This is a genomic window from Parabacteroides sp. FAFU027 (genome assembly GCF_022808675.1).
Classification (GTDB): Bacteria; Bacteroidota; Bacteroidia; order Bacteroidales; family UBA7332; genus CAXXIC01.
This window is the reverse complement of the sequence record NZ_JAKZKV010000012.1, coordinates 30,256-52,921: the sequence shown is the minus strand read 5'-3', so window position 1 is coordinate 52,921 and position 22,666 is coordinate 30,256. Positions and strand designations below refer to the sequence as shown.

Here is a 22,666-nt window from a genome sequence, read left to right as displayed (position 1 = left end):
ATTAGTGCAAATTCGTGAAAATTAGTGGACAAAACGAGGACAACGACTTTCAAAGAATAAGATAAAATACAATATAGAATCCCGGTATTATCATAAATAATCCTTTAGTGGAAATTTGTGATAATCAGTGGATCCAAAAAATACCACGATGACAAAAATTAAAAACATCTGTTGCATTGGAGCCGGATACGTAGGTGGCCCCACCATGGCTGTTATCGCCCAAAAATGCCCACACATCAAAGTGACCGTAGTGGATGTAAATGCGGAACGTATTGCGGCATGGAACGATTCCGAATTAGCTAACCTGCCTATCTATGAGCCGGGCCTCAGAGAGGTGGTGGCGGAAGCGCGTGGCCGTAATCTGTTTTTCTCTACTGATGTGTCGGCTGCTATCCGTGATGCTGAGATGATCTTTATGTCGGTCAATACTCCTACCAAAACCTACGGTAATGGTAAGGGTAAAGCGGCTGATCTGAAATATATCGAATTATGTGCCCGTCAGATTGCCAAAGAAGCAACCTCCGATAAGATTGTGGTGGAAAAGTCAACACTGCCTGTACGTACAGCTCAGGCCATCAAGACCATCCTGAGCAACAATCAGACCAGTGCGAAGTTTCAGGTGTTGTCCAACCCTGAGTTTCTGGCGGAGGGTACGGCCATTGAGGACCTCTATAGCCCTGATCGCGTATTGATCGGTGGCGAGCAGACACCGGAGGGGGCAGAGGCAATGGAGGCGCTGACTGAGATTTATGCCAACTGGGTACCCCGCGAGCGTATTCTTCAAACGAATGTCTGGTCATCGGAGCTATCCAAGCTGGTGGCTAATGCTTTCCTGGCACAACGTATCTCTTCCATTAACTCGATCTCGGCACTCTGTGAAAAGACGGAAGCCAATGTAGATGAGATCGCTAAAGCGATAGGCATGGACAGCCGTATCGGACCTAAGTTCCTCAAAGCATCAGTAGGTTTCGGTGGTAGTTGTTTCCAGAAAGATATTCTGAACCTGGTCTATATTGCCCGTACCTATGGCCTGGATGAGGTTGCCGACTACTGGGAGCAGGTGATTGATCTGAACGATTACCAGAAGAGACGTTTTGCTCAAAATATTATTTCTAAACTGAATAATACCCTTTCCGGTAAAAAAATAGCGATGCTCGGATGGGCATTCAAGAAGGATACCAACGATACCCGCGAGTCGGCTGCCATCTATGTGGCGGATCACCTGTTGAATGAGCAGGCGGAGATTCATGTCTATGATCCGAAGGTGTCGGAAAGCCAGATACACAAAGACTTGGATTACCTGCAAACCCGTTCCCCGGAAGAGAACCGTGAAATGGTACAGAAAGTGGTGGATATAGAGCAGGCTTTAGCGGGAGCGCATGCCGTGGCTATCCTGACCGAATGGGATGAATTCAAGACATACGATTGGGCGAAGCTCAGCGCCCTGATGATGAAACCTGCCTTTGTGTTTGATGGACGGAATATCCTGGATCATGAAGCGCTGAGAGCGTTGGGTGTGAATGTGTATGGAATAGGACGATAATAGTATTGTCCACGAATATGTTCTTTGTCCACTAATTCTCACGAATTTACACTAATAACATTAAAATGTTTGTCCATTAATCGAAGATCAACGACGTTAATTTTCGCGGATTGACACTAAAAATAGCAAGAGAGTTGTACGCTAATTCTCACGAATTTACACTAATAATATTAAAATGTTTGTCCACTAATCGAAGATCAACGACGTTAATTTTCGCAGATTGACACTGGAAATATCAAGAGAGTTGTCCACTAATTCTCACGAATTTACACTAAGAACATTAAAATGTTTGTCCACTAATCGAAGATCAACGACGTTAATTTTCGCGGATTGACACTAGAAATAGCAAGAGAGTTGTTTGCTATTTTTTTACGGATTATCACTAATTAATTCGTGAGAATTCGTGAAAATTAGTGGACAAAAGACTTTCGAGGAAATTAGTGGACTAAAAATCATAGAGCTATGACGCAACTGATTTATTCAAAAGAAGCTTATGAGATAATAGGTGCTGCCATGGAGGTGCATAAACATTTAGGTCCTGGATTTTTAGAAGCCATATATCAGGAAGCGCTAGAAATCGAACTTAATCAAAGAAATATACCTAATAAAAGAGAAGCGCACATCAATGTCTTTTATAAATCAGTTAAGCTGAATAAGACTTATGCCGCCGATTTTTTATGTTTTGACAAAATCGTCGTAGAGACAAAAGCGCTATCATCACTGACAAGCGATCACGAAGCTCAGTTAATCAACTATCTTAAAGCTACCCGCTCCAAACTTGGTATATTGATCAACTTTGGAGCCTCTAGCCTGGAATATAAACGACTAGTTTACTAATTCCACTAATATTTTGTCCACTGATATATTGTCCACTAATTCTCACGAATTTACATTAATTTATTCGTGGTAATTAGTACAAATTGTTTACTAGTCTTTTTTGTCCACTAATTATCTTGATATATTTTGACCACAAATATTTTGTCCACTAATTCTCACGAATTCACACTAATTTATTCGTGCAAATTCGTGGACAAAAAGACGATAAGTGGTCACGAAATATAGGTCATTCACCTAAAGCAATAATCTCTTGATTTATCAAATATTTTCGTGGTAATTAGTGCAAATTCGTGGACAACAAAATAATCCGAGGACAAGAAAACATGGTTTTCGCCTACGGCAATAATCTCTTGATTTATCAAGTATTTTTCGTGGTAATTCGTGCAAATTAGTGGACAAAAAAACAATTAGTGGAAACTAACACAATGACAAAGATAGCAATCATCGGTCTCGGCTATGTCGGACTACCGTTAGCCATAGAGTTCGGTAAGAAATACAAAGTACTTGGGTTTGATATCAACCAGACACGGGTAGAGGAACTGACTGCTGGTCACGATCATACCCGTGAGGCGGACCTGACAGCGATGAAACAGGTCATGGATCTGCATGCCGGGAATCCGGAGACAGGATTGTCCTTTTCTGCGGATGTCGAAGACCTTAAGGAGTACAATACCTATATCGTTACAGTCCCCACACCGATCAACCGCTTCAATATGCCCGATCTGAAACCATTGCTCGGCGCTTCAGAGATGCTGGGTAAGGTGATAGGCAAGGGCGATATTGTTATTTACGAGTCAACGACTTATCCTGGTTGTACCGAAGAGGATTGTGTACCGGTGATTGAGCGGGTATCCGGACTGAAGTTCAACGAAGATTTCTTTGCCGGATACAGCCCCGAGCGGATTAACCCCGGAGACAAGGTGAATACTCTGACCAAAATCAAAAAAGTGACCTCAGGCTCTACTCCGGAGATTGCCGATCAGGTTGATGCCCTGTACGCTTCTATCATTGAAGCGGGTACTCATAAGGCCCCGAACATCAAAGTGGCGGAGGCCTCCAAGATTATTGAAAACGCACAGCGTGACGTCAATATCTCTTTTGTGAATGAGCTGGCCCTGATCTTTGATAAGGTAGGCATTGATACCAACGATGTACTGGAGGCCGCAGGAACCAAATGGAACTTCCTCAAATACCGTCCCGGACTGGTAGGAGGGCACTGCATCAGTGTCGATCCCTATTATCTGGCGAGTAAAGCGGAATCATTGGGTTATGTGCCGCGTGTAATCCTTTCCGGTCGTCGGGTCAACAACGAGATTGCAACCTTTATTGCCAGCAAGGTGATGAAGCTGATGATTCAGAAAGACCATAAGGTGAAAGGCTCTAAGGTCTTGATCCTGGGTGTTACCTTCAAAGAGAATTGTCCCGATATCCGCAATACCAAGATCATTGATATTTACAACGAGCTTCGCGAGTTTGGAGTAGAGGTGGATGTCTGGGATCCCTGGGCCTCAGGAGAAGAGGTGAGTATGGAGTATGGAGTTAATCTATTAACCACGTTTGACTCATCAGTGAAATACGATGGTATTATTTTAGCTGTCGCTCATGAGCAGTTCAAGGATTTCGACTTTGAACAACACTATAAGAATGGAGCCGTGATCTTTGACGCGAAAGCGGTGGTGGATAGACGTTGGGTGGACGGGAGATTGTAGTGATAAAGAGTAGTGAGTAGTGAGTAGTGAGTAGTGGGGCTTTACAGAGTGATGAGGCGTATCAATATAAAGGATTTGTTCTTAATGAGTTCGTGGTAATTCGTGAAAATTAGTGGACGAAAAATAGACAGATAAAAAATTAGTGGATAAATAATGGCAGAAAAAGAAGAATTTGACTTAGTGGTAACTCCACAAAAGAACTTACTGGATATTAACTTCGCAGATATCTGGCGCTACCGGGATTTGCTTTATATGTTTGTGAAGCGGGATATTGTGACGGTCTATAAACAGACAGTGATGGGACCGCTGTGGTTCTTTGTGCAACCGATTCTTACCACCCTCATTTATATTGTAGTGTTTGGTACTATTGCCGGTATTACAACGAACGGGATTCCAAAACCTCTTTTCTATCTGTCCGGGATTGTGATGTGGAACTATTTCTCAGAGTGTTTTAACAGCACCTCAAATACCTTTGTTGCCAACTCTGGGATTTTTGGAAAAGTTTATTTCCCACGCCTGATAGTCCCGATGTCAAGGGTAGCTTCCGGATTGATCAAGTTCTTTATTCAGTTAGCCTTGTTATCGGTGCTCTATATTTATTATTGTGTTCATGAAGGGGCTTTTATACCAAACTGGGCATTGTTATTATTGCCTTTGTATATTGTCATAATGGCACTAATGGCATTGGGCGCAGGGATTATCTTTTCATCCATGACCACAAAATACCGTGACCTGACTTTCCTGATCGGTTTTGGAGTACAACTGTTAATGTATGCCACTCCGGTGATTTATCCACTATCTACAGTTCCAGCGAAACTATTACCCTATATCAAGTTAAATCCGATTACCTATATCATCGAGGCGTTTCGTTATTCCTTATTCGGACAAGGCGTTTTTTCCGTGAATGGATTGATTTATGCATCGTGCTTTGCGGTGGTTATCCTGATGATCGGGGTTGTTATCTTTAACAGGACGGAGCGGTCATTTATGGACGTGGTTTAGTCCACGAATAGTTTTTTGTCCACTAATTACACGAATTGTCACTAAATATCAAATGAATTTGATTAACTCTTCGTGGAAATTAGAGCTAATTAGTGGACTAAAAAAATCAGAGGATAAAGAAATAATGAAATAAAAGAAAAGTGTATTGCGTATTACTTCAATTGAATATTCATTCGTGATAATTCGTGGATGAAAAAATAAAAAATTAGAGGAGGCATGTCGAAGACAGTAATCAAAATAGAAAACCTTTCCAAACTATATTCTCTCGGAGAAGTCGGTACCGGGACAATTGCTCATGACCTGAATCGTTGGTATGCCCGTTTACGCGGAAAAGAAGATCCTTATGCCAAAGTAGGTGTGGTGAATGATCGCACCCAGAAAGCAGGTGATCATGAAGAGGTATGGGCATTACGGAATATTAGCCTGGAGGTTAAGCAGGGGGATGTGTTGGGGATTATCGGGCGTAATGGGGCTGGTAAATCGACCTTATTGAAAATACTATCCCGTATTACGACACCCACTACGGGTAAATACAGTATTAAAGGCCGTATGGCATCTCTGTTGGAAGTAGGAACCGGTTTTCATGGGGATATGACCGGACGTGAGAATATTTATATGAATGGCACTATAATGGGAATGCGCCGGTGGGAGATCGATAAAAAGCTGGATGAGATTGTCGATTTCTCTGGTGTGGCTAAATATCTGGATACTCCTGTTAAACGCTATTCCAGTGGTATGACTGTCAGATTGGGATTTGCTATTGCAGCACACCTTGAGCCTGAAATCCTGATTGTTGATGAAGTCCTAGCTGTTGGGGATGCCGAGTTTCAGGAAAAAGCGATCGGAAAGATGCAGGATGTGAGTCATAATGATGGGCGGACAGTGCTTTTTGTGAGTCACAATATGAGCTCAATGCGAAGTCTCTGTACAAACGGGATTATCTTAAAACAAGGTGTCGTTGAGTATTCCGGCATAATTGCAGAAGCCATTAGCCATTATGAAAATGTAATGACTAATGATGAATCTTATTGGGTAAATGATCATATAGAGAATTTCCCGGCAAAACTTACTCGTCTTGAGATTAGAGATGAAAACGGAAATCTAAGAAACGATTTCAAATCTAGTGAGAATGTTAATGTCTTGTTTTTTGTGACTTCATATAACGATGAAATTAAAAACGTAAAAGTTGGCTTTGATCTCATTAGAAGAGGAGAGACTGTTTTTAGAAGTCAACAGGTTGATAGCTTGAGTTTTGATCGTTTAAAAGCAAATCAACAATACGTATTTACATGCCAAATTCCTAAGTGGATGTTAAATGAGGGTGAATACATTATTAATCCATCCTTTAATATCCACTGTGTTCAGTCTTTGATTTCTAATGTTGAAGGAGCACTTAAATTAAAAGTGAAAATAGATCCATCCAATTCTCACTACCATCAGTTACTTAATGAGCAGAATCACCCAGGTTTGTTTTTTCCGATTTTAAACTGGAATGTTGATAAATAAAATACTCTTGTATATTAGGATAAAATCCGGCAAATGGTTGAATTATTCATTCTATATGAATGAAGCCAGGAAAATTATTGCGTATCTATATCTCAGGTCTAAAGGTGTTGAGACTTCGTTTGGATTTGTGACTTTGTATGGGTTGCCTCAAATAAAGAAACATCCAGGGTCTAGAATTATTATTGATTCAAATGTAACCTTAATTTCAGATCCTTATGAGAATCCAACGGGGATTTGTCATCCGGTTTCTATTTCAACACATTCGTCAAGTGCTTTGATTCATATAATGAGTGGAACGGGCATTTCTGGGGCGACTATATGTGCTGCAGATAAAGTAATTATAGGAAAGTGTGTTGCTATAGGGGGAAATGTTTCAATTTATGATACCGATTTTCATGCAATATCAGCAGATGAACGCTTTGGTGACAATTGGGAAAAAACAAAAAAGTTACCAGTTTATATTGATGATAAAGTGTGGATAGGAGCTCATGCGATTGTTTTAAAAGGAGTTGTAATTGGCAAAAGTGCTGTTGTAGGTGCTGGATCTGTTGTTACAAAGTCTATGCCTGCAGGTGTGTTATATGCGGGTAATCCGGCAAAATATATAAAGAATATATAGAATGAAGGACGTTCGAGTTTTTTTTACCGATTTTTGGCCTGGATTTGAGTGTGAGAATAATTTTATATTTAAAATACTCGCCCAACGATATAAAGTGATTATTGATAACGTTAATCCTGAATATCTGTTTTTTTCTTGCTACGGAAGTAGACATTTTGATTATAACTCTTCGATAAAAGTTTATTATACAGGCGAAAATATCGTTCCAGACTTTAATATATGTGACTATGCTTTAGGTTTTCATTTTATTGAGTTTGAGGATCGCTATATGCGATTACCCTTATATGCTATAAGAGAAGAGTTTCGTAATTTGGATAGTAAGTTTTTTGATAGTGAACAATGGCTTAATAAAAAGTTTTGCAATTTTATATATTCAAATTCGGTAAATGCAGATCCAATTCGTCTTAGATTTTTGAATCGTTTAAATTCGTATAAACATGTAGATTGTGGTGGGGAATTAAACAATAATCTAGGGTATAGAGTTGCTAATAAACTGCATTTTATTTCAAACTATAAATTTACTATTGCTTTTGAGAACTCTAGTGTATCTGGATATACAACAGAGAAGTTAGTTGAGCCAATGAGTGCCCAATCTATTCCCATATATTGGGGTAATCCTAAAGTTGATTTCGATTTTAATACAGATTCTCTAGTTTGGATAAGAAGTGAGGATGACATTGAAAGAGCTGTTGAAGAGATAATATATCTTGATAATAATGTTGACGCATACAGAGATAAATTTCTTCAACCTTGGTTTTATCAAAATCCATATTTAAATTGGGAGGATAAGTTGCTTGGGTTTCTAATTAATATAATTGAGATTAAAGGAGCTAAAGGTAAATCGTGTTCAAATTATGGTCGTTCAAAAATATACAATGAAACAATGCAGTCTTTTGTGAAATTAGAGGAAATCAATTCAATTGGCCAAAATTATTCGATCTTAGAATCTTTAAATAAATTGTATATTTCGACTCTTTTTAAATCCAAAATAAAAGCCAAATTGGTTCTGTGTAAGTTGAGTAATACTTTGCTTAAGTAAGTATTAGGCTAGTTTATGTGTTGGCAGTAGTTGTGTGTTTTGGATTGGGTTTTTAAGTTGAAATTTGCAGTGAGAAACAAATGGCTAGGCGCTGGGTTTGGCTCAAAATTTCAGAATTGAAATTTATAAAACAGAGTTATTTGTATGTTTTTTGCTAGTTGTGTGAATAAGTGGTTGAATACAATGTCGTTAAAAAGATTATGGAGAATGTAATAACTGTAACGTCACCTCTAATGCCTCCTTTGGAAGAATTTATTCCTTATTTAGAGGATATATGGCAGCGTAAATGGCTGACAAATAATGGGTATTATCATCAGGAGCTGGAAAAAGCGTTATGTGATTATCTCGGAGTAAAATATATTTCACTTTTTTCAAATGGAACATTAGCTCTTGTTTCTGCTTTGCAGACATTGAATATATCAGGAGAAGTGATTACTACTCCGTATAGTTTTGTTGCTACAACACATTCTCTCTGGTGGAACAATATAAAACCAGTATTTGTGGATATTGACCCTATTACATGTAATCTGGATCCTGAAAAATTAGAAGCAGCGATCACGCCTAAGACTACGGCTATTTTACCAGTGCATGTATATGGTAATCCCTGCGATATGAAACGTATTCAAGCGATTGCTGATACTTACGGTTTAAAAGTGATTTATGATGCAGCTCATGCTTTTGGAGTAATGCAAGACGGAACTTCGGTGCTGAATTTTGGCGATTTGAGCATATTGAGTTTTCATGCAACGAAAACTTTTTCTACAATAGAAGGAGGTGCTATTATTTGTCATGATGAGAAGACCAAGAAGCGTATTGATTACCTGAAAAATTTTGGATTTGCAGATGAAGTAACCGTGGTTGCTCCGGGGATTAATGCAAAAATGAACGAACTTCAATCTGCATATGGCTTATTGTCTTTAAAGTATATTGATAATGCAATAGAAAATCGCAAAAGAATTACCTTGTATTATCGAAATGAATTAAAAGATATCCCTGGAATTTCCATTATGCAGGATTATCCTAGTGTAATTCATAATTATTCCTATTTTCCTATTTTTGTGGATGAACATAAATATGGACATAGTCGAGATGGGTTGTATCAGAAACTAAAAGAAAATAATATTTGGGGGCGTCGTTATTTTTATCCTTTGATTAGCGATTTTCCAACGTACAGAGGACTTTCATCGGCATCAAAAGATAACTTACCTGTTGCAAACCGAATATCAAAAGAAATAATTTGTTTGCCTATTTATCCAGAACTAACGAAGCCTGATTTAGATAGGGTGGTTAGCATAGTAAAAGAAATTATATGAATTCATTTTATAGTGATAATGAGCTGCTAGAATTAGGGTTGAAGTCATTTGGAAAGAACGTTTTAATTAGTCGTAAAGCCAGCTTATATAGTCCGGAAAAAATAAATATAGGAGATAATGTGAGGATTGATGATTTTTGTATTCTTTCGGGACAAATTACTTTAGGATCATTCATTCATATCTCTGCTTTCTCTGCCATTTATGGTGCCTATGGCGTTGAAATAAGAGATTTTTCGGGACTATCACCTCGTTGTACTATTTTTTCTGCAATGGATGATTTTTCTGGAGAGTATTTAGTGAATCCGATGGTTGAAAAATCGAAGACGAAAGTGGTTGGAGGTAAGGTTTTATTAGATAAATTTGTTCAAGTTGGTTCAGGTTCAGTGATTTTTCCTAGTTTGACTATTGAAGAAGGTGTTGTGATTGGAGCTATGTCATTAGTGAAAAATTCACTTTCCTCCTGGGGGATCTATGTTGGGATTCCAGTGAGGAGAATAAAAGAAAGATCAAAGAATCTTTTAACCCGACTGTAGATGAAAACAGATAAGCCAATCGTAAGTGTTTGTATGATAACCTACAATCACGAAAAATATATCACTCAAGCGATAGAAAGCATCGTGTCACAAAAGTGCAACTTTCCAATAGAATTGATTATTGGGGAAGATTGCAGTACAGACGATACACGTAGAATTTGTATTGAATATCAGGATAAATATCCTCAAATTATTCGATTATTACTACCTGATAGCAATTTGGGAGTAATGGGAAATTTTACTGAAACTATCATGGAATCAAAGGGGAAGTACATTGCCTTATGTGAAGGCGATGACTATTGGACCGATGAATTAAAGTTGCAAAAGCAGATTGATTTTTTAGAGGCAAATCAAATATATGTGATAAGTTATCACAATTCAATGATTCTCAAAGGTGATCAGTTTTATGGAAAAGTATTAACTGAAACTGGCAATTTATCACCCGATGATATTTTCTTAGGGAAAATTATTCCGACTCAAACTGTAGTGTTTAGAAACTTGAAAAAGGAACTGCCAGAATCGTTTAAAAGAGTCTTTAATGGAGATACTTATCTTTTTTGTTGGTTGGCAAATCAAACAAATAAAGGTGCTTACTTTCATTCAGATATTAAAGATTCGGTATATAGACATCATGACGGGGGGGTATGGAGTAAAACCAGTTTGCACCAGAAGTACAATCGTTCTTTAAACACAATGACAGTTCTTTTCGAAGAATTCCCCGTATATCGATATTCGATAAAGAAAAGGCTGATTCAAATGTTTGAACAATATTGTGGTCATAATATTTCAGTAGTGGGAAAGATTGTGTATTTTTTTAAAATACAGGTGTTTATGTTGAGAAGTCTTCAATTGGGCTTTGCGTTTCTTCTGCTCAAAAAGAAAGTAAAAATGCTTTATCTTCGAAAGAATGATTGTAAATATAGACACAGGATTTAAATGTCGTTCAAATTTTGCTTTTCGGTTATATGCTAAGATATATTGTTCTATGGTGAAAGTATTTGGTGCAAGACAAATACCTATTATTATAAACAATTATAACCGACTAGAATGCTTGTTGATGCAATTGAAGTGGTTAGAGGACGCTGGTTTTGAGCGGATTTATATTCTTGATAATGCATCTACCTATCCCCCCTTACTCGAATTTTACAAAAAAACAAAGCACATTGTTTTTAGACTAGATAAGAATTTAGGTCATACAGCTTATTGGCAAACGCAAATTCCAATGTTGTTTAAAAATCAACGATTTGTTATTACAGATCCCGATGTTGTAGCCATAGATAAATGTCCTGATGACTTTTTGCATTATTTTAATCTGTTGTTAGATAGATATATTGAAGTGGATAAGGTAGGGTTTGGTTTGAAAATTGATGATATTCCTGATACTTATCCAAATAAAGAAAAGGTTACAAATTGGGAGAGGAAATTTTGGGAAGAAAAAGTAGAGGGTAATGTTTATAAAGCACCAATTGATACAACATTTGCCCTGTATCGTGAAAATAGTTCAGGAGATCCTGCAATGATGAACGCATTGAGAACAGGTGGGGAGTATGTTTGCAGGCACTTACCCTGGTATATTAATCCAGAAGAGCTGTCAGATGAAGATAAATATTATATTGATCATGCTACAAATGTGAGTAGTTGGACCGCTCAGCTCAAAGGTGAAACTGCTAAGTATTAAAACGATGAATGATACATTGGCTATTGTAATTCCAGCCTACAAAGGGGCGTATCTTCCCCAAACTTTAGACGCTCTCAGTGAACAGACCTGCAAAGATTTCAATGTATATATTGGAGACGATTGTAGTCCTGATGATATTAATTCGATAGTTGAGACGTTTAGGTCACGGTTAAATATATCCTATTGCAGATTTGAGACAAATTTAGGCGGAGTTTCCTTACCCAGCCACTGGACTCGAAGTATAGAGTTAAGTAAAATAGAATCCTGGATTTGGCTTTTACCGGACGATGACGTACCGGATAATAATTGTGTCGAAGAATTTATGAATGAAATAAGGACTACTTCTGACCAGTCTTACTTATATAGGTTCAATACAAGACATATTAATGAGAAAAATGAAATCATTCGTGTTTTACCTCAAAGTCCTCGTTTAGAGACTAACATCCAGTTTGTATTTAATAAACTAAGCTTTAACCGGAATAGTACTTTAGCTGAATACATATTTTCAAAATCAAAATATCTTGAAGTTGGAGGGTTTTATGATTTACCTTTGGCTTGGGGCAGTGATGATCTTTTGTGGGTTAATTTGTCGTATGACTATGATATTGTAACATTAGGAGGAGCAAGTGTGAGTCTGAGACAGAGTGTATTGAATATTTCAAATAACCAAGCTGATTATCTGTATGAAAAGTTTGATGCGAAATATAAGATGCTTAATTGTTTATTGGGTGATTATCAGTTTGTTGCTAAATTAAATAAAGAAAGTTCCCTGAATCATTTTATAGATTGTATAATACAGCATTTATTCTTTGAGTATAAAAGCAGCAACTACCCAATGAGCTTCACTAATATTTTGCAGCTGGCTAATCGAAACAAAAAACTGATTGGTGGAAGTTTTATTCATAATGTTTTTCGATTGCTCCTTTTTAAGATTAAGAACTAAATAGATGGATACTAAATTAGCTGTTTTGATCCTGTTTTTTGAAAAGACTGCTCAAACTATACAATGCATAAAAAGTTTTGCTCATCCCCGGGTGAAAATATATGTACTAAATAATGGCTCATCTTTATCAAATTGGCAAACTTTAAAAAGGAAAACTTCGGGGATAGAAAATATAGTATATCTCCATTCTGAAATAAATCTGGGTCCGGCTAAAGGTCGGAATTATTTAATTGGACAAACTTCAGAAGAATGGTTGTTTTTGGTTGATAATGATATCACTATTCACCCAAGGACTAAATGGTATGATTTATTATTGGAATACATTGACAAGAACCCGACAGAGCGGATTATTTGTCCGAAGCTTTTTAATGTTTATGAAGGTCAATATTGTAACCACCCATCTATCTCTATTGAAAATGATAAAGTGAAGTTTGTAGAAAACACTTTACCACAATCTACTAATTATTTTCCATCAGGAGCTACAGTTCTTCATCGTTCGGTTTTAGAAGAATTAGGTGATTTTGATGATCAGATTTTTGCTTTTGAGGATTATGAGTTTGCAATCAGAGCTTTAAAAGCGAAGATTAATCTAAAAGTAGCTCACATGTCTGGGTTAGAACTAGTACATGACCATAAGTATTTAAGACGCAAAACAGATCAACAGGCAGTTTTAGAGCGATATAATAATGATCGTCTTCGAGATAGTTTTAAGAGAATAGAAGATAAGCATCAGATCATGTTTTCTCATGAATGGGAGGGGTGGTCGAATCGTCAGGTTTTTGAAATGACTCAAATGAATTTAATTAAGCGTCAGATACGTAAATTTCAAAGACTGATTTATAAATGAAAAAAATAGCTCTTATTAGTTTTGAGTTTCCGCCGGAAATGGCCACTGGTGGAATCGGTAGTTACATTTTTCATTTAAGCTCATTGCTTTCAATGTCTGGATTTGATGTTCACGTTTTTTCAGCGACATCTAAAATAGAGAATCAAGGAGTTGTTTCGCGTGAATTTTGTACCAATCATTTAGTTTATGCTACTACGACAGATGAATTTAGTCCTAATGTCTTATCGGTATTTGCAAAAATACATGATGAGATAGGATTTGATCTAATGGAAAGTCCGGAAGTAGGAGCTTGTGCATTAAAGATAAAACAGAACTTTCCAGAAATACCATTGATCGTTAAGTTACATTCACCTGGGGTTTTAATTACGAAAATTAGCCGAACTTATCAACCGGTAAAAGATAAACTGCGTTTTGTACTAGGCGGATTGTTGAGAGGCCGGATTGACTTAGGTTATTGGGCTTTAACAGACAAGAATAGACGCGAAAATGATGAGTTTAAAATATGTCAGTTGGCTGATAAACTTATTAGTCCATCTATGGCATTGAAAAAATGGGTTGTACGTTATTGGGGAATTAATTCGCATCAGATAGAGATTGTACCCAATCCTTATCTTCTTGAAAAAAAGGATCAAGACGAGCTTGTAAATAGAGAAAAAGTTGTATTGTTTGTGGGTAAATTGACTGTATTAAAAGGAATGATCGGGTTAACAAATTCTATTCCACTCATCATTAAGAAAAATCCTGAGTATCGGATAAAGATTGTAGGTAGAGATGAATATGATCCATATCTGGGAATGAGTGTTAAAGCGTATATGATAAATGCTTTGGAGGATTGTCTGGATAAAATAGATTTCGTAGGTGTGCTGGATAGAAATAGCGTTGATAATCTCTTTAAGACTGCAACTGTTTCTGTGTTCCCAAGCTTATGGGAGAATTATCCAACGGTAGTGCTTGAGGCTATGGCTAATGGTTGTCCTGTTGTTGCTTCAGATGTCGGTGGATTCAAAGAAATAATAGAGGATGGAAAAAGTGGTTTATTGTTCAACCCTTTAAAATCTATAGATATTGCACATCAAGTAAATAAGTTGATTTCCAACGCATCTTTACAAGCTACATTTTCAAAAAATGGTATGGGCAATATTCGAAAAATGCAGTCGGATTTATTTTTTAATCGGGTTTTATCTGCATATAATTAAATAATATATGGGGGTAGTTTTTTGTTTGAATGATATAGACGGTGGTGTCTATTCAGTTGTGAAGAATATTGTTAAATATGGGAACTTTGACTCGGGAATTAAAATTATTTTAGCAGCTAATCTACATAACGTAGCTGAGGGTAGTCGGATTAAACCGGATCTTTCTATTCAAGCTGGATTTGTCAGATTCGAATATAATAAAGGTGATAATTTTTATTATATTGCCAGGCGTTTTAAGCGGTTAATAGATTCAACAGATATAATAGTTGCCAATGACTGGCTTGAACTCGGTGTCGTTTCAAATCTAGGGTTGCAAAATAAAGTGATCTTTATATTGCATGGTGATTACGACTATTATTATGATTTAGCGATTAAACACCAAAAGATTATCGACGCATTTATTTGTGTGAGCGAATGTATTCAGTTGAAACTTCAAGAAAGTTTATCTGATAGGTCTTTGGATATAGTACACTTACGACATCCTATCCCTTCAGTTCCTTCTAAGCAGGAATATAATTATGGTAATAAGCTTAGGTGTTTGTTTATAGGGCGTTTGACAAAGGATAAAGGATATCATATATTACCGTTAATTAATGCGGAATTGAAACAAAAAGGAGTGTTTGTTGAATGGGGGATAGTCGGAAATGACCAAAATGTGGACCGTTCAGCATGGAATGAAGCTAAAAATGTAAATTTCTTAGGCCAAATAGAGAATTCTGTATTATTGTCCCGACTCAGACAATACGATCTGTTTTTATTACCATCCCATGCTGAGGGATTTCCTGTTTCACTTGTTGAATGTATGAAAGCCGGTTTGGTGCCCTTGTTGAGTGATTTACCAAGTGGAATTCCCGAATTAGTAGAGCATGGAATAACAGGTTATCGTTTTCCCTTAGATGATTACATTGCTTATGTAAATGTTATTGAACAAATTCATAATCAAAGAGAGCTTTTATCTCAAATGGGAAAACTGTGTCAGGTAAAAACACAGTCATTGTTTGACCCAAAACATAATGCACAAGAATACCTGTCATTTATATATAGAGTAGCCAAATATCCATGTAGGATTAAGCATCGGGAGAAAATATATGGTAGTCGGTTAGATCAACCGTATCTGTTTAATGTTTTAACAAGGTTAGTGAGAAAGTATATTAATATTTGAAGTGATGGGTGTTCGGTTTTATTTGCCTGAAGTAGACGGGTTACGGTTCTTTGCGTTTTTACTGGTTTTTATTCATCATTTTAGAGTGTCTGAGAATGTGTTTTTTAAATACCTTCATGAATTTGGTTGGGTGGGAGTTGATTTGTTTTTTCTATTAAGCGCTTTTTTATTGACATATTTGTTGAGGCGAGAATATAGTGAAAAGAACAATATTAATATCCGTTTTTTCTTTATACGGAGAGTACTCCGTATCTGGCCTCTTTATTTTATATATATATATCATACATAATAGGTGTGTATTTTGTGCTGTTTAAACCTAATGCAAATGGAGGCCTACTTTATCGTATTCTTGGATTGATTTTCTTTAATGACAATATACTTTCGATGTTTAACGGCTATAACTTTATACCAGCTTCCAATCATTTATGGACAATCTCAATGGAAGAGCAGTTTTATTTAGCATTACCATTTATTATTCCTTTAATGCTAAATTATAGGAGGAAGTCTAAGTTTATGCTTGTTGGGCTATATTTATTTATTCTACTTAGTCGGTTTTTCTTCTCAGATCAAAAATATCCATTTATATATACTTCTCCACTTCATTTTGATGCATTCTTCATTGGGATTATAATGGGGCTAGGATTTATTGATAATATTACAACCAAAATTTATGGAGGAGTTCAACTTTGCATAGGCTTATTATGCGTTTGTTCGCTTGTCTTTTTGCCTAATCGAATGAGCTCCGGGATGAGTAATTTATATCTTTACATCTTAATTGCATTAGGATTTTGGTTGATTGTAGATTTTATAATTAATGACAAAGGTTTATGGAGTAAATTCTTTAGAAACAGACTCTTAAGCTATCTCGGAAAAATATCATATGGGTTATATATTTTTCATATTATAGTAATCGCATACGTAAATGTATTTTTTGAGAAGTACAATTTACCACGGGTATGGGGGGTAGAGTTTTTTGTGGCATTATTAATAACAATAATGATATCTGTTGTATCTTTTGAATTGCTTGAACGACCTTTTCTTAAATTAAAAGACAAATTTGCTGTAATTCTTTCTCGATAGTATGAATTTTATTATTGTTTATTTGAGTGCAAGATGTATTAAATCAGTGAGTTACGCTTAATCACAACTTTATATATGAATAATAGCCCTCTAGTGTCAGTTTTAATGACCGTGTATAACCGTGAAAAGTATATTGCGGAAGCTATAGATAGTGTAATTGCATCTTCGTATCAAAACTGGGAATTAATAATAGTCGATGATCAAAGTAAAGATCAGTCCGTAGAAATTGCTAAAAAATATACTGAAATAGACTCTCGTATCAGATTATATGTGAATGAGAAGAATCTGGGTGATTATCCAAATAGGAATAAAGCTGCAAGTTTTGCAAAAGGTAAGTATCTTAAATATTTGGATGCTGATGATACTATATACAAATACTCTTTAGATTATATGGTAGAAGCAATGGAGACATTTCCAGATGCCGCATTGGGGATATCTTTCAATAAAATTGATGATAATAAACCTTATCCACAGCTATCAATGCCGAAAGAGACTATAAGAAATGAATTCTTAGGGAAAAGTATATTGGGATGTGGTCCTTCTGCGGCAATATTAAGGAGAGATGTTTTTAAAGAGTTGGGAGGTTTTTCTGGAAAACAATATATTGGAGATCATGAATTGTGGTTGAAAATAGCTGGGAAATATCCAATTGTCAAACTACAACCTTCCTTAATATGGTGGCGTGTACACCTTGATCAGCAAATTAGACTGGAAAGTAAAGATATCACAGTTCAGAATATTAGATATCAATTAGCATTGAATGCTCTTAATTCGAACCATTCTTTTTTACATGAAAAAGAATTTAGTAATGCTGATTTGAGATTGAAACAGAATTATTCCAGGAGATTACTACGAATATTATTGGGGGAGCGAAGAATCTTAGATTTTTACAAGCTATTAAAATTGTCAAATCTGTCATTGATAGAATTACTTTCTGGGTTTAAACACTATATAAAATGAATAATCCTTTGATTTCCGTAATAATACCTGCATATAACGCAAGTAAGTTTATCCGCATGACTGTTGAGTCAGTCCTGAATCAATCTTATGCTGATTTTGAACTTATTGTTGTTAATGACGGTAGTACAGATGATACTTTATATGTACTTGAATCAATAAATGATCGAAGAATAAGGATCTATTCTCAGGTAAATAAAGGGCAAGATGCTGCATTTAACTACGGATACAGCTTATCTATTGGTGAATATATTAAGTTTATGGATGCCGATGATGTGATATCAAAAGAGACCCTTGAAATTCAGCTTCTTGCATTAAAAAAGGACAATGAGAAAATTGCTTATGGAGAATGGTATCGTTTCTTTGGAAGCGAACCAAATCAGACTGATATAAAGAGTCCAATGTCTTATTGGAAAGATATGGATCCGATGGAGTTCTTAATTCAGGATGAAGATGGTCCAATGTTGCAGTGTGGAATAATGTTGATACCCAGACATATCATCGATAAATCGGGATTATGGCATGAAGAGCTGATATTATATAACGACACTGAATTTTTTACGCGAATAATATTGAATTCTAAAGGAATTGTTTTCACAAAGGGAGCTCAATTGTTTTATCGGTCAGGATTAACTACAAGTTTAACTTCTCAAAACTCAAGAAAATATTTTGAGTCAACATTCAAAGCGACAGGATTATTGGCAACTAATATGCTGCATTTTGAGGACTCGAAAAAAGTTCGAAAAGTAATCGCCAATATTTATTTTAGAAGATTATATGATATGTATCCTTTGTTTCCAGACTTGGCCGAAAAACATATAGAAAGGATAGATTATTATGGTGGTTCAAATTTAATGATTAAAAGTGGTGCAGTATATAATTTACTTTGTGTGATATTGGGTTGGAGGATTGCTAAACGACTTTTGATCTTAAGTAGAAAATTCAAATAGGCTGTGAGAAAACTCCTTTTTATCACTACGGCAAATCTTACAACTAATCCCAGATTGCTTAAAGAAGTTAAGGCAGCTTCTCCTTATAATCAATGTGAAGTGATATGTTTTAAGCTTTGCAACTGGAGTGACACATTTGAAGAGGGGCATATCGCATCCTTATCCAATATAAAAGTTCATTATATCAGTGCAGGGCGTAAGCCTTTTTTTTTGTGGCTATTTAGCACGTTAACAGAGCGGGTAGCTCAGCGTATATATCCGGTTTTACAAAGCAATTTATTTCTGACATCCATAGCAAGTAATAAACGAACTTGGCTTTTATTAAATGCAGTAAAACATATCAAGGATAAGCCCGATTTGATTATTGCACATAACTTGGGGGCGCTTTATCCAGCTTATCGATTGGCTAAAGAGCTAAATACAAAATTTACATTTGATATAGAGGATTATCATCCCGGAGAGAGGATCAACACAGATCAGGAGAATGAAAAGAAAAGACGGGAATATCTATTGCGAAAGTTATTACCAGATGCTGCGTATCTAAGTTATGCTTCGCCCCTTATAGGTTTGGAAACACTCAATTTATTGAAAGAGTCTTATACTAAACCCCATTCTTATATTGCTAACAGTTTCTCTCAATCAGAATTTATAGAGCCAGATACAGCTAAGACCGATAAACTAAGATTAGTCTGGTTTTCTCAAAATATTGCAGCAGGGAGAGGTCTGGAAATATTGATAGAGAGTTTAGACGGTTTAGATAATCAGATTGAACTTCACTTGTACGGGAATCTTGATAAAACTTATTTTGAGAAAAACTTGAATCAACAATATATTTTCATCCATACCCCCCTTCCTCAGAGAGAATTACATTTGGAATTGGCAAAGTATGATATTGGATTAGCGTTGGAAATTAATGAGGCTGATTTTAACCGCAATATTTGTTTAACTAACAAGATATATGCTTATGCTCTGGCGGGCCTCTATATTCTGGCAACAAATACCCAAGGTCAGGAATGGTTCTTAAATGAATATCCGTGGAGTGGAGAACTTGTTGGGCAAGATAAAGAGTCTATTAGAATCAAGATTCAAGAGCTGATATGTAACACGGAAGAAATAAGAAGAAATAGTAAAGATCGCTTCCGTTTGGCAAAAATGTTATCCTGGGAGCACGAACATAATAAATTAAATCTACTCTGGCAGGAGGTTGTAGTCAGTAATGAAAATAATTAATGAAAAACATTCTTATCATATACCCCCACTGGCATCCCGCTAACCTTGCCGGTGTACAGCGTCCCCGTTTAATAGGTAATTATTTGAAAGAGCTTGGCTGGCAGCCTTATGTCGTCACAGTGCAACCGGAGTATTTAGAAGAAACTCCTGATCCTGATTTTGAACAGATCTTTTCTTCTGACTTTATCGTATCGAGGGTAAAAGCATTTCCTGTAACCAGCCCCCGTATTATTGGAGATATTGGATTACGGGCGTTCTTTCAGATCCAAAGAGAGGCGCTACGGGTTATCCGGGAAAACCAGATTGATTTTATCTGGATTCCGATTCCTTCCTTCTATATGGGGTTGTTGGGGCGCATTCTTTACGAAAAAACAAAAGTACCTTACGGCATTGATTACATTGATCCCTGGGTAAGGGATATGACCAATCAGAAGAGCATAAGGATGCAACTCAGTCAATGGGTGGCCAGGATACTTGAGCCGATTGCAGTAAAGAAAGTGAGTCTGATTTCCGGAGTATCGACTCCATATTACGAGTCGGTGATTCAGCGCAACTTTCCAACCCTATACTCACCACTCACGACTCACGACTCACTACTTACAACTCATAACTCTCAACTCAAAAATTCCAATACAAACAAACCCTTCACTCACGTGGGGATGCCTTACGGTTTCGATCCGAACGATCATAAGGTAAAGCTGGATAATTTGGAATTGCCTTGGGGAAAAGAAGGTCCGTGTAAAATCTGGTTGTATGCCGGCGCTTTCCTGCCCAATTCCCATCTCTTTATGAAATGCTTTTTTGAGGCGATCGCCCAATTGAGAAAGGAAAAGGCATGGGATGAATCGATCCGGCTCTATTTCCTGGGAACGGGTTTGTATCCGGCTAAAAGAATTACTGCTTATGCTGAAGAGAGTGGAATTGCTGATATTGTTACGGAAAACAGGGAGCGCATGCCGTTCCTGCATATTCTGAACTATTTGTCATTAGCAGATACTGTTATGGTGATCGGTTCGACGGAGAAGCACTATACGGCTTCCAAGACATATCAGTCTGTGCTTAGCGAACGTCCGGTATGGGCGATATTCCATAAGGAGAGTTCGGCGGTGCAGGTGCTGAAGGAGTGTAATGCGGATGATTTTTTAGTAGAATATACTGAAGAAATGAACGAGGTTGAAATCACAGATGCCATAAAAGCTTCTATTTTGAAAAGATTAGCGTCTGAATCCTGGCAACCTAATTATCAAGCATTGGATAAGTATTCATCAAAAGAATCTGCAAGAATGTTGGTGGAAGCTATTGAACGTGTTTTGTGATATAAATAATGAGCATATAGTCATATTGTTTTGATTTGCGAATGTGAAGTGAAGAGCAGGACTGAACATCAGAGCTTTGTGTACAGGTTACTCCGTTTTCTTTACTTTTTTGGCGCAAAAAAGTAACAAAAAAACATAGCCTAAAAAAACTCGCTCGCTCGCCCATAGATTATTCTACCGTATCGGAACATTTGAGAATGGGCTCCTCACTCGGCAGTTTTTAGGCAGTTTGGAATTTGTGTTTGTCCCTCCGGGGTGGGGATGCGAGCTTCCTCCGGATGATATTTATAGCACCGACACGAATAATATAGGCCAAGCAAATATCGTATAGCTAGTATCTAGTATCAGTCATATCGTTTTGATTTGCGAATTCGAAGTGAAGAGCAGGACTGAACATCAGAGCTTTGTGAACAGGTTACTCCGTTTTCTTTACTTTTTTGGCGCAAAAAAGTAACAAAAAAACATAGCCTAAAAAAACTCGCTCGCTCGCCCATAGATTATTGTACGGTATAGGAGCATTTGAGGATGGGCTCCTCACTCGGCAGTTTTTAGGCAGTTTGGTATTTGTGTTTGTCCCTCCGGGGTGGGTATGTGAGCTTCCTACTTATAATATTTATAGCACCGACACGAATAATATAGGCCAAGCAGATATCGTATAGCTAGTATCTAGTATCTAGTATCTTTAGAGGTTTCAGCAGTTTCGCATTCCAAAGTAGCTTGACTATAAGTAATGAGCTTAAATTATAGTCATATTTACTGTCTCAAAAGTCAATTCGATTATAATCAAACTTCCATATTGATAGTTCGTCTGTTCTTCCCGCCCCTAATTATCTCCCTTTGGTCGATGACCGTTGGTTCCCCTAAAGGGGACTTTGAAGAGTGGGATTTCGGTCCAGATCTGCACTTCCAAACATCCCCTTTAGGGGCTTGGGGCGGGAAGTCCTTACTGCTACTTTTTGAACAGACTATTTTTATTTTGGAAACCCTTCTTTTACCGCAGTGTAATTTTGAATTTAACTACGGCTTTTACAGTTATAAGGTACAAAACTCATTGTTTGCACTACAGTAAGTCCCCTTTAGGGGATTTAGGGGTGAAAAATAGAAAAGTAGATTAATACGATATTTATTCAATCCTACTACTTAATATATAAACCACGTAAATTCATAGAACACAATAGAAAAATCTATGTGAATCCTATGTGCCTA

The 22,666-nt window shown here is 36.8% G+C and carries 19 protein-coding genes and 1 pseudogene; all 20 read left to right on the top strand.

Translation table 11 applies throughout. From position 1 onward, the window contains the following. The first annotated feature begins 148 nt into the window (after positions 1–148). The gene (locus MLE17_RS15660) at positions 149–1,543 is read left to right on the top strand and encodes a UDP-glucose 6-dehydrogenase (RefSeq protein WP_243349665.1); all 1,395 of its coding nucleotides are present in this window, start codon (positions 149–151) and stop codon (positions 1,541–1,543) included. 462 nt (positions 1,544–2,005) lie between these two features. Beyond that, positions 2,006–2,380, top strand: coding sequence for a GxxExxY protein (locus MLE17_RS15655; RefSeq protein ID WP_243349664.1), 375 nt, complete (start codon positions 2,006–2,008; stop codon positions 2,378–2,380). A gap of 425 nt (positions 2,381–2,805) precedes the next feature. Then, a complete protein-coding gene (locus tag MLE17_RS15650) occupies positions 2,806–4,089 on the top strand; it encodes a nucleotide sugar dehydrogenase (RefSeq protein WP_243349663.1) in 1,284 nt (427 codons plus the stop codon). Positions 4,090–4,242: 153 nt separating this feature from the next. Continuing rightward, positions 4,243–5,091, top strand: a complete 849-nt coding sequence (locus MLE17_RS15645; RefSeq protein WP_243349662.1) for an ABC transporter permease — start codon at positions 4,243–4,245, stop codon at positions 5,089–5,091. 216 nt (positions 5,092–5,307) lie between these two features. Further along, positions 5,308–6,597 (top strand): polysaccharide ABC transporter ATP-binding protein, encoded by a 1,290-nt coding sequence (locus MLE17_RS15640; protein WP_243349661.1) that lies wholly within the window; start codon positions 5,308–5,310, stop codon positions 6,595–6,597. Between the two features lie 55 nt (positions 6,598–6,652). Next, positions 6,653–7,216, top strand: a complete 564-nt coding sequence (locus MLE17_RS15635; protein ID WP_243349660.1) for a DapH/DapD/GlmU-related protein — start codon at positions 6,653–6,655, stop codon at positions 7,214–7,216. A gap of 1 nt (position 7,217) precedes the next feature. After that, a complete protein-coding gene (locus tag MLE17_RS15630; protein WP_243349659.1) occupies positions 7,218–8,255 on the top strand; it encodes a glycosyltransferase family 10 domain-containing protein in 1,038 nt (345 codons plus the stop codon). A 200-nt stretch (positions 8,256–8,455) separates the two neighbouring features. Continuing rightward, positions 8,456–9,568, top strand: coding sequence for a DegT/DnrJ/EryC1/StrS family aminotransferase (locus MLE17_RS15625; RefSeq protein ID WP_243349658.1), 1,113 nt, complete (start codon positions 8,456–8,458; stop codon positions 9,566–9,568). Next, positions 9,565–10,101 carry an acyltransferase gene (locus MLE17_RS15620; RefSeq protein WP_243349657.1) on the top strand — a complete coding sequence of 179 codons (537 nt, stop codon included), beginning with the start codon at positions 9,565–9,567 and terminating at the stop codon, positions 10,099–10,101. Before MLE17_RS15625 ends, MLE17_RS15620 begins: the two co-directional genes overlap by 4 nt. After that, entirely contained in the window at positions 10,102–11,037 is a 936-nt protein-coding gene (locus MLE17_RS15615) for a glycosyltransferase (protein WP_243349656.1), read from the top strand. After that, the gene (locus MLE17_RS15610; protein WP_243349726.1) at positions 11,009–11,779 is read left to right on the top strand and encodes a glycosyltransferase family 2 protein; all 771 of its coding nucleotides are present in this window, start codon (positions 11,009–11,011) and stop codon (positions 11,777–11,779) included. The genes MLE17_RS15615 and MLE17_RS15610 overlap by 29 nt, the downstream gene beginning before the upstream one ends. Before the next feature lie 4 nt (positions 11,780–11,783). Further along, positions 11,784–12,722 (top strand): glycosyltransferase family 2 protein, encoded by a 939-nt coding sequence (locus MLE17_RS15605; protein ID WP_243349655.1) that lies wholly within the window; start codon positions 11,784–11,786, stop codon positions 12,720–12,722. 4 nt (positions 12,723–12,726) lie between these two features. Next, positions 12,727–13,569 carry a glycosyltransferase family 2 protein gene (locus MLE17_RS15600; protein ID WP_243349654.1) on the top strand — a complete coding sequence of 281 codons (843 nt, stop codon included), beginning with the start codon at positions 12,727–12,729 and terminating at the stop codon, positions 13,567–13,569. Continuing rightward, positions 13,566–14,765, top strand: a complete 1,200-nt coding sequence (locus MLE17_RS15595; RefSeq protein ID WP_243349653.1) for a glycosyltransferase family 4 protein — start codon at positions 13,566–13,568, stop codon at positions 14,763–14,765. The genes MLE17_RS15600 and MLE17_RS15595 overlap by 4 nt, the downstream gene beginning before the upstream one ends. 7 nt (positions 14,766–14,772) lie before the next feature. Continuing rightward, positions 14,773–15,927 (top strand): glycosyltransferase family 4 protein, encoded by a 1,155-nt coding sequence (locus MLE17_RS15590; protein ID WP_243349652.1) that lies wholly within the window; start codon positions 14,773–14,775, stop codon positions 15,925–15,927. A gap of 4 nt (positions 15,928–15,931) precedes the next feature. Next, positions 15,932–17,007: pseudogene (locus MLE17_RS15585) on the top strand (acyltransferase family protein). 75 nt (positions 17,008–17,082) lie between these two features. Then, positions 17,083–17,967 (top strand): glycosyltransferase family 2 protein, encoded by an 885-nt coding sequence (locus MLE17_RS15580; RefSeq protein ID WP_243349651.1) that lies wholly within the window; start codon positions 17,083–17,085, stop codon positions 17,965–17,967. Beyond that, positions 17,964–18,914, top strand: a complete 951-nt coding sequence (locus tag MLE17_RS15575) for a glycosyltransferase family 2 protein (RefSeq protein ID WP_243349650.1) — start codon at positions 17,964–17,966, stop codon at positions 18,912–18,914. Before MLE17_RS15580 ends, MLE17_RS15575 begins: the two co-directional genes overlap by 4 nt. A gap of 3 nt (positions 18,915–18,917) precedes the next feature. After that, positions 18,918–20,144, top strand: coding sequence for a hypothetical protein (locus MLE17_RS15570; RefSeq protein WP_243349649.1), 1,227 nt, complete (start codon positions 18,918–18,920; stop codon positions 20,142–20,144). After that, complete coding sequence (locus MLE17_RS15565; RefSeq protein ID WP_243349648.1) at positions 20,144–21,460, top strand: hypothetical protein; 1,317 nt, start codon at positions 20,144–20,146, stop codon at positions 21,458–21,460. The genes MLE17_RS15570 and MLE17_RS15565 overlap by 1 nt, the downstream gene beginning before the upstream one ends. Positions 21,461–22,666 lie beyond the last annotated feature (1,206 nt).

Bases quoted from the DNA above. Each gene is read 5' to 3' on its own strand.
- MLE17_RS15660 (WP_243349665.1), top strand. From the start codon at position 149: ATGACAAAAATTAAAAACATCTGTTGCATTGGAGCCGGATACGTAGGT.
- MLE17_RS15655 (WP_243349664.1), top strand. From the start codon at position 2,006: ATGACGCAACTGATTTATTCAAAAGAAGCTTATGAGATAATAGGTGCT.
- MLE17_RS15650 (WP_243349663.1), top strand. From the start codon at position 2,806: ATGACAAAGATAGCAATCATCGGTCTCGGCTATGTCGGACTACCGTTA.
- MLE17_RS15645 (WP_243349662.1), top strand. From the start codon at position 4,243: ATGGCAGAAAAAGAAGAATTTGACTTAGTGGTAACTCCACAAAAGAAC.
- MLE17_RS15640 (WP_243349661.1), top strand. From the start codon at position 5,308: ATGTCGAAGACAGTAATCAAAATAGAAAACCTTTCCAAACTATATTCT.
- MLE17_RS15635 (WP_243349660.1), top strand. From the start codon at position 6,653: ATGAATGAAGCCAGGAAAATTATTGCGTATCTATATCTCAGGTCTAAA.
- MLE17_RS15630 (WP_243349659.1), top strand. From the start codon at position 7,218: ATGAAGGACGTTCGAGTTTTTTTTACCGATTTTTGGCCTGGATTTGAG.
- MLE17_RS15625 (WP_243349658.1), top strand. From the start codon at position 8,456: ATGGAGAATGTAATAACTGTAACGTCACCTCTAATGCCTCCTTTGGAA.
- MLE17_RS15620 (WP_243349657.1), top strand. From the start codon at position 9,565: ATGAATTCATTTTATAGTGATAATGAGCTGCTAGAATTAGGGTTGAAG.
- MLE17_RS15615 (WP_243349656.1), top strand. From the start codon at position 10,102: ATGAAAACAGATAAGCCAATCGTAAGTGTTTGTATGATAACCTACAAT.
- MLE17_RS15610 (WP_243349726.1), top strand. From the start codon at position 11,009: ATGATTGTAAATATAGACACAGGATTTAAATGTCGTTCAAATTTTGCT.
- MLE17_RS15605 (WP_243349655.1), top strand. From the start codon at position 11,784: ATGAATGATACATTGGCTATTGTAATTCCAGCCTACAAAGGGGCGTAT.
- MLE17_RS15600 (WP_243349654.1), top strand. From the start codon at position 12,727: ATGGATACTAAATTAGCTGTTTTGATCCTGTTTTTTGAAAAGACTGCT.
- MLE17_RS15595 (WP_243349653.1), top strand. From the start codon at position 13,566: ATGAAAAAAATAGCTCTTATTAGTTTTGAGTTTCCGCCGGAAATGGCC.
- MLE17_RS15590 (WP_243349652.1), top strand. From the start codon at position 14,773: ATGGGGGTAGTTTTTTGTTTGAATGATATAGACGGTGGTGTCTATTCA.
- MLE17_RS15580 (WP_243349651.1), top strand. From the start codon at position 17,083: ATGAATAATAGCCCTCTAGTGTCAGTTTTAATGACCGTGTATAACCGT.
- MLE17_RS15575 (WP_243349650.1), top strand. From the start codon at position 17,964: ATGAATAATCCTTTGATTTCCGTAATAATACCTGCATATAACGCAAGT.
- MLE17_RS15565 (WP_243349648.1), top strand. From the start codon at position 20,144: ATGAAAAACATTCTTATCATATACCCCCACTGGCATCCCGCTAACCTT.